The 10,457-nt window shown below is 69.7% G+C and carries 7 protein-coding genes and 1 pseudogene; 1 reads left to right on the top strand and 7 read right to left on the bottom strand.

Annotation, left to right across the window (positions count from 1 at the left end; genetic code table 11):
* Together U9983_RS23795 and U9983_RS23800 are read right to left on the bottom strand one after the other, a co-directional pair.
* Positions 1-201: pseudogene (locus U9983_RS23795) on the bottom strand (DsbA family protein); the annotation flags it as partial.
* Positions 202-281: 80 nt separating this feature from the next.
* On the bottom strand, positions 282-1,409 hold the full coding sequence (locus U9983_RS23800; RefSeq protein WP_416211507.1) for an AI-2E family transporter: 1,128 nt from the start codon (positions 1,407-1,409) through the stop codon (positions 282-284).
* A gap of 393 nt (positions 1,410-1,802) precedes the next feature.
* Here U9983_RS23800 and pepN point away from each other — a divergent pair, with 393 nt between their 5' ends.
* On the top strand, positions 1,803-4,379 hold the full coding sequence (gene pepN / locus U9983_RS23805; protein ID WP_322756152.1) for an aminopeptidase N: 2,577 nt from the start codon (positions 1,803-1,805) through the stop codon (positions 4,377-4,379).
* A gap of 331 nt (positions 4,380-4,710) precedes the next feature.
* Here the strand turns inward: pepN and U9983_RS23810 are convergent, their stop codons facing one another.
* From U9983_RS23810 to U9983_RS23830, 5 genes are all read right to left on the bottom strand, one after another.
* Positions 4,711-6,183 carry an ATP-binding protein gene (locus U9983_RS23810; protein WP_322756153.1) on the bottom strand — a complete coding sequence of 491 codons (1,473 nt, stop codon included), beginning with the start codon at positions 6,181-6,183 and terminating at the stop codon, positions 4,711-4,713.
* 95 nt (positions 6,184-6,278) lie between these two features.
* Positions 6,279-6,698 (bottom strand): DUF5130 family protein, encoded by a 420-nt coding sequence (locus tag U9983_RS23815; RefSeq protein WP_322756154.1) that lies wholly within the window; start codon positions 6,696-6,698, stop codon positions 6,279-6,281.
* Positions 6,685-7,047 carry a hypothetical protein gene (locus tag U9983_RS23820; RefSeq protein WP_322756155.1) on the bottom strand — a complete coding sequence of 121 codons (363 nt, stop codon included), beginning with the start codon at positions 7,045-7,047 and terminating at the stop codon, positions 6,685-6,687. The genes U9983_RS23815 and U9983_RS23820 overlap by 14 nt, the downstream gene beginning before the upstream one ends.
* A 120-nt stretch (positions 7,048-7,167) precedes the next feature.
* Entirely contained in the window at positions 7,168-9,471 is a 2,304-nt protein-coding gene (malQ, locus tag U9983_RS23825) for a 4-alpha-glucanotransferase (protein ID WP_416211508.1), read from the bottom strand.
* Positions 9,461-10,457: HAMP domain-containing sensor histidine kinase (locus U9983_RS23830; protein WP_322756156.1), on the bottom strand; the 997-nt coding region annotated here is incomplete at its 5' end. The genes U9983_RS23830 and malQ, both read right to left, overlap by 11 nt.

Below are 10,457 nucleotides of genomic sequence, written 5' to 3' on the forward strand. Positions count from 1 at the left end.
ATATTCTTCCGGGAGCTCCCTGCCCTGGTTGAGCACGGCAAGGCTCATCACATGCCAACTGAAGCGCACCGGCCGGACCTGCTCGACGTTCAGCGCCCAGCGCGAGGCCAGCCATGCCCACGGGCAGCTGGGGTCGAACCAGAACGCGGCCGTGGTGACCGGCGTGACTGATTCGTGATCCGTGGTGGTGGTCGAGACCACCTGTGGTGAAACACTCTGCGTGGACACAAGCCGCTCCTGATCATCCGACGAGATGGACCCGGCACTCTCCTGTGTCCGACTCAACCATCGCAAGCAGCTGACTGTTTCCCGGAGCGGGCGAGGTAGCCGGCCACCCGGTTGACCACGGCGACGAACGGCACAGCGGCAATCGCTCCCGGGATACCGGCCAGCACACCACCGGCGGACAGCGAGATGACGATCGCCAGTGGATGCAGGCGCACGGCCCGCCGCATCACCAGCGGCTGCAGCAGGTGGCTTTCGACCTGCTGAACGCCGACCGCGACCGCCAGAATGACCAGGGCTGGCACCCAACCGTTGGAGACGAGCGTGACCAGCACCGCCGCCCCGCCGGCCACGGTAGCTCCGACGATCGGGATGAACCCGCCCAGAAACGTCAGCAGCGCCAGGGGCGCCACGAGGGGAACGCCGACCACCAGCAACCCGATCGTGATGCCGGCGGCGTCCACGAGCGCGACGATCATGGTGCCGCGGACGTATCCGGTGAGTGTCGACCATGCCTCCCGGCCCGCGCCGCGCACCCGTGCCTCACTGTCAGGCGGGAAGCGGGTGACGATCCAGCCCCAGATCCGGTCACCGTCGTGGACGAAGAAGAACGTCGAGAACAGCATGAGCAGAAGACCCGTGACCACCTCCGCCGCGACGGTGGCGCCGGAGAGCACGCCGGAGGCAAGACGGCCCCGGTTGTTCGCCAGCGTCTGGGTGATGGTGTTCGTAAGATCGTCCAACTGCTTCTGCGACAGGTGCAGCGGTCCGTCCTGCAGGTAGTCACGGACCTGTTCCACACCATTGCTGACCTGATCAGCCAGGCTCGGAAACTCGTTGGCCGCGTTGAAGCCGACACCCACACCCACGCCCACCACAATGATCAGGAAACCGATGACGGTCAGGAAGGACGAGGCAAGTCTCGGCACCGAGTGCCGGCGCAGGACCAACGCAACCGGGCGGATCAACGCGCTGATGAGCAGGCCGGCGATCACCGGAATCACCACGATGCGGATCCGGCCGACGGCCATCAGGATGACGTAGATAGCCGCGCCGATGATGAGAAGGCGCCATGACCAGCCGGCGGCCACCCGCAAAGCCGCGGGCACCTGCGGTTCGACCCGAGCCGTGGGCACCGGGGCAGTGGGCGCCGGAGCCGTGGGCACCAGGGCAGTGGGCGTCACAGGGGCGGGCGTCTCCGCCCCAGCAGGCGGTCCGGGCGGAGCTGTGTCCCTCCGAAGGGAAGGACACCCAAAACCGGTCACACGCCTCACCGATGTTCTCCCTCACCGTCACGGCGCCTGCCGTGCTTGAGCCGGCCATGCCGCCCGAACGTTTCAAACCCGCATCAAACCCGACCGCGGGTGCACCGGGAAGCTGTTTGTCCGTACCGGCCACAGATCGCCACCGGCCACAGATCGCCACCGGGTATGCCCGGATGGAGCGGACGTGGCGGGTGCCCGGGGCGTGGGAGACTGTGGGATCCCCGCCGTTGTGCCGCCCAAGCCGCCGGACCCGGACGTCCGCCACCCTCGCCCCGGTGCGGGACGCTCATCCGACCTTCCGAAAGGACCTGCGTGTCAGCCAACAACCTCACCCGCGACGAGGCGCGTGAGCGCGCCCGGCTGCTCAACGTGTCTTCCTACGAGGTGAACCTCGATCTGACGGTCGGCGACGCCACGTTCGCCGCCCGGACGACGGTGCGCTTCACCTGTACCGAGCCGGGCGCTTCCACCTTCATCGAGCTGATCGCCCCAACCGTCCGCTCGGTGACCCTCAACGGCCGGAGCCTGGACCCGGCCGAGGTGTACGAGGCGAACCGGATCGCGCTGTCGGATCTGGCGGAGGTCAACGAGCTGGAGGTGGTGGCCGACTGCGCCTACTCGAAGACCGGCGAAGGCCTGCACCGTTTTGTCGACCCCGTCGACAGCGCCGTCTACCTGTACACCCAGTTCGAGACCTACGACGCCCACCGGATGTACGCCTGTTTCGACCAGCCGGACCTGAAGGCGGTTTTCCATCTGTCGGTGGTCGCCCCGGCCGGCTGGACGTGCATCTCCAACGGACGCAGGCTGGAGTCCACCGACGCGGAAGCGCAGCGGACCTTCTGGCTCTTCGATGCCACACCTGTCATCTCGACCTACATCACCGCGCTGGTCGCCGGCCCCTATCACGAGGTCCGTGACCACCACGACGGAATCGACCTGGGCCTGTACTGCCGGCAGTCGCTGGCCGAGTTCCTCGACCCGGACGAGCTCCTCACGATCACCAAGGCCGGGTTCGACTTCTATCACCGGGTGTTCGACTATCGGTACCCGTTCGACAAGTATGATCAGCTCTTCGTCCCCGAGTTCAACGCGGGTGCGATGGAGAACGCCGGTTGCGTGACGTTCCTGGAAGACTACGTCTTCCGGGCAAAGGTCACCGAGGCTCGCCGGGAGCGGCGGGCCGAGACGATCCTGCACGAGATGGCCCACATGTGGTTCGGCGACCTCGTGACGATGCGCTGGTGGGACGACCTGTGGCTGAACGAGTCGTTCGCGACGTTCATGTCGGTGCTCGCCCAGGTCGCCGCGACTCGGTTCACCAACGGCTGGACGACGTTCGCCAACGCCGAGAAGGGCTGGGCCTACCGGCAGGACCAGCTGTCCTCCACCCATCCCATCGTCGCCGACGCGCCCGACATGGACGCGGTACGCACGAACTTCGACGGGATCACCTACGCCAAGGGCGCCTCCGTCCTCAAGCAGCTGGTGGCGTGGGTCGGCCAGGAGGAATTCCTGGCCGGGCTGCGGTCGTACTTCCGCCGGTACGAGTACGCCAACACCTCGCTGCGGGATCTGCTGGACGAGCTGGAGAACGCAAGCGGCCGGGACCTCTCGGTGTGGTCGGCGGACTGGCTGGAGACCACCGGGGCCAACACTCTGCGTGCCCGCTTCGAAACCGACTCATCCGGCCTGTTCACGGCGTTTGACCTGGTGCAGGAACCGGCGTCGTCACCGCCCACGGCGAGCCGGACGCTGCGGCCGCATCGGGTGGCGATCGGCCTGTACGACCGTGCCTCCGACGGGTCGCTGCTGCGCCGCGAGCGCATCGAACTGGACGTCGTCGGCGCGCTGACCGAGATCCCGAAGCTCGTCGGCGCCCGCCGGCCCGACCTGATTCTGATCAACGACGACGACCTCACCTACGCCAAGATCCGCCTGGATGACCGGTCCCTGGCGACGCTGATCGACTCGATCGGCACGATCCGCGACTCGCTCCCACGGACGCTGTGCTGGGCGGCGGCCTGGGACATGACGCGCGACGCCGAGCTCGCCGCGCGGGACTACGTCGCCCTGGTGCTCTCCGGTGTGGACGCCGAGGACGACATCGGCGTGGTGCAGTCACTGCTGGCCAAGGCACAGCTCACGATCGACACCTACGGGGATCCGGCGAACCGGTTGGGCGCGTTGCGGGCGTTGTCCGCGCGGGCCGAGGAGCTGCTGGCCACCGCCGAACCCGGCAGCGACCTCCAGCTGGTCTACGCGACCACCGTCGCCCACGCCGAAGAACCCGACCAGGTCGCGCGCGTCCGCGCCGTCTTCGAGGGCGCCGAGATCATCGACGGGCTCGCCCTCGACACCGAGCTGCGCTGGACCCTGCTCATCCAGCTGGTTGCACGCGGCGTGTACGGCGTCACCGAGATCGAGGCCGAGCTTGCCCGCGACCCCACCGCGACCGGCGAGAAGCGGGCCGCCACCGCCCGCTCGGCCCGGCCCACCGCCGAGGCGAAAGCCGTCGCGTGGGCCGCGGTGATGGAGTCCGACAAACTGTCGAACCATCTGCTGGTGGCGACCATGGGCGGCTTCTGGATGCCCGGCCAGGACGAGCTGACCCGGCCGTACGTGGACCGCTACTTCGGCGAGATCGGTCGGATCTGGCGTACCCGGACCTTCGACACCGCCCAGACGATCACGCAGATGCTCTTCCCAGCCGCGATCATCGAACCGGAGACGGTCGAGGCGGTGGACGCCTACCTGGCCGATCAGGAGCCGGTACCCGCGCTGCGCCGGGCGCTGGTCGAGGGCCGCGACGGGCTGGTGCGCGCGCTGCGCGCCCGCGCCAAGGACGTCGAGGCCGCCGCGGCTGCCGCGGCTGCCGCCGGCTCCTGACCACACCGGCAGCGGATCCCGCTGGCCCGCGGTCGTCATCACGATCGCGGGCCAGCCCTGCCATCCAGGTCGGATCAACGACCCGGGGGTCTCGGCCGCCGACGCTTCCATCATCCATCCGAACTGGGAACTTGACCTCTGTGCGATCCAGGCGGCTGCTGAAGCAGCCTCGGGATACACGCCCCGACGGAAGTGGAGCCCCGACCCTCCGGATGGTGGGTGCGGGGCTTCTGCGCGTTCAGATCCGATGCAGGACGACCGGTCCGAGAAGCCTCAGGTACTCGGGCCGCTCACGGGCCTCAGCCTGGAAGACCGTCGACGCCGAAGTCCGTTACGCGCCGTGGTAGAGGCGGTCGAGGTCGACGAGGACCACGCGGGGGTCGGCCGTGGCGCGTGCGCGCAGATCGTCGCTGAACCCGGCTGCCGAGAAGAACAGCAGCCTGGTCCGCTCGGTGTCGAGATCGCGGGTGGCCGCAATCAGTTCCCGGGCCAGTTCCAGCCGATTCAGGTGCTCGGTGCCGAGCGTCGTCCCCCATTTCGCCTCGCCGAGGGCGACGACGCGGCGACGTCGGCCGTCAGCGGCGCCGAGGGCGACGACGTCCAGTTCAAGGGACGCCCGGCCCGCATGGTCGTGGATCGTGCCGTGCCCGACATCGCCGAGCAGGTCGACGCCGAGCGTCGCCGGGGTGGCGAAGTCAGTCACCCACGTACGGCACATCTGCTCGAAATGCGGTCCCAGAACCTGCGAGGTGAACATCGGGCGCAACGCCGGCCAGACCCGCGCCGCCCGGCCCCGCCGTTCGAGCTGCGCGAAAACCGGCCGCATCAGGGCGTAGTAGAAGGCGACCAACGGCTCGGCCACCCGCCACACGGGGCGCCGGTCACGCAGAATGTCGTCCGCGCGCAGGAGAAAACCGGAATCGGTGAGAACGGTGAGCGGATGCGCGAGGTCGGCGCTGGCCCGACCGACATATGAGGCGATCCCGCCCCGGGTGGTGGCGCCACCGGCGACGGCTGCCAGCACCGAGCTGTACAGCGCGCTGTCACGCAGGTCCGGCTCTTCGCTGAGCAGATAGCGGGCCTCCCGGAACAGCGGCGACGACGGATCCAGGACGGCCCGGACGACCCAGTCGTCGAAGCCGTCAACGGTCGCCGGCGGCTCACCCCGCAGGAAGTCACGGTAGGCCGGGGTACCCCCGACGACCGCGTGCAGCAGTACCGCGAGGCGCGGATCGTCCACTTCCCAGAACTCGCGCGCGAGACGGAAGTCCAGTGTCGGGACGGCGAGCTCTAGTGTGGCTCGTCCCCGCAGCGGCGCGGAACCCGCCAGCAGGCGGCCCATGACGGAAAGTGCCGAACCACAGAGGACCAGGCGCGTCCGAGAGCCGGTCCGCCGCGGTCGCCGTGGCCCGAAGGCAGCCTGGAGCACCGAGGGAAGGTCGGGTGCGACCTTCATCAGATACGGGAACTCATCGAGCACCACCGTGGCCGGGCCGGCCGCCCCGAGCCGCAGGAGCGCGTCGACGGCCTCGTCCCAACCCGCGAACGCCAGCGGAGCGAGCGCGCCGACATGCTCCGACAGGTGTGCACCGAAGCGCCGGAGCGACTCCGCCGCGGTCGCCTCGGTCGCCTGGAAGTAGAGCCCGCCGGTCTGTTCGCAGACCGCCTCCAGCAGGAAGGACTTGCCCTGCCGGCGGCGGCCGGTGACCACGCCGAGCGTGGCGCCGGGCGTGTCGTCGGTGGCGAACCTCGACAGGCTCGCCCATTCGGCCTCGCGGTCGAACATGTCATCGGGCCGCCGCATGCCACTCCCATTGATCATCCCTGGCATGCTGGGGCCAGGCTAGTGGAACCATACTTATAGTAAGTATGGTTCCACTATGGCCCCGGAACTTCGGCCTACGGCTTTGTCGTCGGATGCGGAGTGCCGGCGTGCTGGGAATCCGCATCCGGCGGACCGGCCACGTCCGCCAACTGGTACAGCCCGTTGACGATCCCCCCGACGAGGTCGCCGAGGGTGAAGCTGGAGATCATCGTCAGGACGGCGAGCCCGGCGGCCTGGTCGGAGATGCGGCCCTTGGCCGCGTGCGTCGTCACGATGCGGGCAAACCGCTGGCCGGGCGACACCAGGAGCAGAACGGCGGGGTCCCGCGTCGTGTCCACCAGGTTGGCCAACGCCTGCTCAGCGAACAGGTCGGCGTTACAGTCGACCGCACCTACCCGGACGGTGAAGCGAATACCGGTCTGGGCCTCCGCCGCCGCTCGGGCGCCTTCAAGTCGATCAAGCTGGTCGTGAGTGAACGCATCACCACGTGCCACTGGCGCCACCCGAGCCCGGTACCGCCGCATGGGGACGCTCGTCGTCTGCGACCGCGGGCGGCTCGCCGATCCAGATTTCGTCGTGCTGCCACGGGCGTCCCGGGCGATAACGGGACGGGCCGCTCCCCCGGCTCGACAGGAAGGTCAGGACGACCGCGATGAGAAAGCCGGCCGCGATCGTCCCGCCGTAGACGAGCCATGTCTCAAGCGGCGTGAGCGGGTCGGGGCTGTAACTGTCTCCGATGTCCTGCGCCAGGGCGGCACCGGCAAACGCCGGAATCGCAAGGACGGCCAGTGTCGCTACGGTGAGTGCACGGCGAGTGAAGTGCCGTGGACGTCGACGAGTCACGTTCCGAAGGTTACCGGGTGATTGGCCCGAGGTCGTCTGGGAGGGCCACCTGTCACTGTGGCGCAGGCCCCTACCGCCTCGGAAGGCGGGCCCGTGCCCCCCCTTTCACCCGCCGTCGAGTCACCCGCCGTCGACCTGATCGCGGACGCAGGCGAGCAGCCGCGCAAGCCGCTGTACCTGTGGGTCCACCCGTAGCCGCTCGACGGTCACGGGCCGGCCGTCGGCGTCGGTGACCGCAAACCGCCAGTTCGGGTAGGAGTCCACGGTGCCGGGCAGGTTCGGCTGACGCAGGTCACCGACGGCATCGCCGGGTGCCGCGAGCACGATTCGTGACGGTGATCGGGCCAGGAGACCGTGCAGGGCAAAAGCCACTTCGCGGGTCGCGGCAAGACCCAGAGCAGACATGGGGCCCTCGGACGTATCGGAACTACCCGAGCCACCCGAGCCACCGGCCGCACCGGATCCGGATGCCGGCAGGGCAGCCTGGTCGAGCGTGGCGAGGTCGACGGCGAGCAGCCCTTCACGGCGCAGCAGCGCGATCAGCGCGTCCCGTTCCCGCTGCCAGGCGGCGAGTTCAGCCTCCACCGACTGCCGCAGGAGGCCGCGGCGGGCACGCACCCGGACATGCTCGCCGGTCAGGTAGCCGGCAACGGTAGGAAGATCATGTGTGGTGACACTCGCCATCGCCGGTTCCCGCCACCTGCGCGGCACAACCGGATCGCCGTGCGCGTCGCGTTCGAACCATGCGACGGTCGACCCGAGCACTCCGGCCCGGGCCAGTGTCGCCGCCACCGACGGTTGGACCGTGCCCAGGTCCTCACCGACGACGAGCGCGCCGGCCCGGGTCGCCTCGAGGGCGAGGAGCCCCAGCATGGCATCGGCGTCGTAGCGGACGTACGTACCGGCCGAGGCCGGGTTACCGGCCGGGATCCACCACAGCCGGAATAGTCCCAGGATGTGGTCGACCCGCAGGCCACCTCCCCGGCGGAGCACGGCGGCAACCATCTGCCGGAACGGTGCGTAGCCGGCCTCGGCCAACCGGTCGGGCCGCCACGGCGGCAGCGCCCAGTCCTGACCCTGTTGGCTGAAACCATCGGGCGGTGCGCCGATGGACGCGCCGGTCGCGAAGACGTCCTGGCAGGCCCAGGCATCCGCGCCACCGGGATCAACGCCAACCGCAAGATCATGAACGATACCGACAGTCATACCGCTATCACGGGCGGCCGCCTGTGCGGCCATGAGCTGGGCATCGCAGCATCGTTGCAACCAGCGGTGGAACGCGATCCGGGTACGCAGTTCAACCCGCGCGGCAGCTACCGCGGGCCCATGGGGATCATGTAGCTCCGCGGGCCACCGCCGCCAGTCCCGACCGTGGCGTTCGGCAAGTGCGCACCAGGTGGCGAAGTCGGCGAGGCCCTCCTCGCCGGCCCGATCGTCGCCGGTCCGATCGTCGCCCGCCGGTGCGGCCGGCTCGACCGTGGCGGTGAACAGGAGCTCGAACGCGGCGCTCTTGGCCCGCCACACCCCGTCCCGGTCAAGCAGGTCGGGATCGCCCCCCGCGCGGGCCGCGGCGGCGAGCTGATCAATCCGCGCCCGGGTGGCGGCGTCCACCTGCGCGTATTCAGGGAGGTCCTCAGGACGCAGATACAGCGCCGAGGCGAACCGCCGACTGGCCGGGTAGTACGGAGACGGCTCGACCGGAACCGTCGGCGCGACCGCGTGCACCGGGTTGACCAGCAGGACGTCAGCGCGCCGACCGTCGGCCGACCCGGACCACGCGGCGATCGCGGCGAGGTCGGCGTAGTCGCCCATCCCCCAGGATGCCGCCGACCGCAACGCGTACAGCTGGATCATCCATCCCCAGGTACGGGCACGGGTCACACCCGCTGGAGCGGGCAGCGTGTCCGGCACGACGACGACCTTTGCCGTGATCGAGGCCACGCCGGCTGTGACCCGCAACTCATGATCACCGAGCGGCAGGCCGGCGGGCAGGTTCAGCGGGATACCGAGCAGGTCCAGACCGTCGACCGTGCGACGTTCGACGGTCTCGCCCCAGTCCGTCAGCTGGCGGCTCCCACCACCTTCGAACGCGAGCTCGGCGGTGCGGACGGGGCCGGGCGGCACCCGCAGGACCACCGGCGTGACCGCGGACCTCCGCACCACGACGCAGGCCGGCAGCGCACGTCGCCACGGCGCGTCACGCGCCTGCGCAAGAGCCGCAACCGGATGTGCGACGTCGACATCGAGCAGGCCGAGCACGGTCCGCACGACGTCCGCCGCGACGGGCACGTCCCGGCCGTCCGCGTCGACGTAACGGGTGGCGACGCCATGCGCATCCGCCAGTGCGGCCAGGATTTCACCAGGGCCGGCGGCCGGACCGCCAACCTCGAGGCCGGATTCACGACCGGCGTTGTCAGAGAGCACGACCGGATCCTCTCGCCCGCCAGGATCGGCGGTAGGCGGGCCGGGTGGACGACGATGCCGGTGACGATGTCTCCTCCCACCGGTGGGGGACGCGATCAGGCTCCTGCTCCAGGGTCGCGCCCGGCCAGACATCCGACGGCGCACCTGAGGAGGACGGCGACGGCACGTCCCAGGGAACCGGGAGCGACAGGCGCAACAGTGCCCCACCGCCCGGGGCCGCCTCAGCGCGCACCTGGCCGCCGTGCACGGCCGCGGCATCGGCCACGATGGCCAGGCCGAGCCCGGATCCGGGTAGCCCACGCGCGGACGTCGCCCGATAAAACCGGTCGAAGACCCGGGAGCGGTCCGCCGGCGCGATCCCCGGGCCCTCGTCGGTGACGACAACCTCGCCGGGACCCACCTGCACGTGCACCTCGCCCTGGTCCGGGGAGAACTTCACCGCGTTGTCCAGCAGGTTGGTCACCGCCCGTTCCAACATATGCGGACGTCCGTCCACCGGCGACGCAACGGCGCTCACCACGATCTGGACGTCCTTGACCTTGGCGCGCCTACGCACCCGGTCGGCCGCATCATGGACGATCTCGGTCAGGTCGACGCGCTCGACATCCTCGGTGGGCGCCTCGTCGCGGGCAAGTTCGACGAGTTCGCTGACCAGTCCGCTCAGTTCGCGGATCTGGGCGTCCACGTCGCGCAGCAGCGCGTCCCGATCGTCCGCGGGCAGTGCGCGCTCCGGGTTGGCCTCGGCCCGCAACAACAGTTCGATATTGGTCCGCAGGCTGGTGAGTGGGGTGCGCAGCTCGTGGCTGGCATCGTCGACGAGCTCACGCTGCCGCGCGCGGGAGGCCTCCAGCGCCCGCAGCATGCTGTTGAGGCTGTTGGCCATCCGAGCGATCTCATCACTACCGGTTACCGGGATCAACGCGGACAGGTCCTGCGTGCGGGCGACCTCCTCGGCGGCGGCGGCGGCGGCGTCCACCGGTTTGAGC

This window comes from Protofrankia sp. Cas3, assembly GCF_963555955.1.
Classification (GTDB): Bacteria; Actinomycetota; Actinomycetes; order Frankiales; family Frankiaceae; genus Protofrankia.

Bases quoted from the DNA above. Each gene is read 5' to 3' on its own strand.
- U9983_RS23810 (WP_322756153.1), bottom strand. From the start codon at position 6,183: ATGCGGCGGCCCGATGACATGTTCGACCGCGAGGCCGAATGGGCGAGC.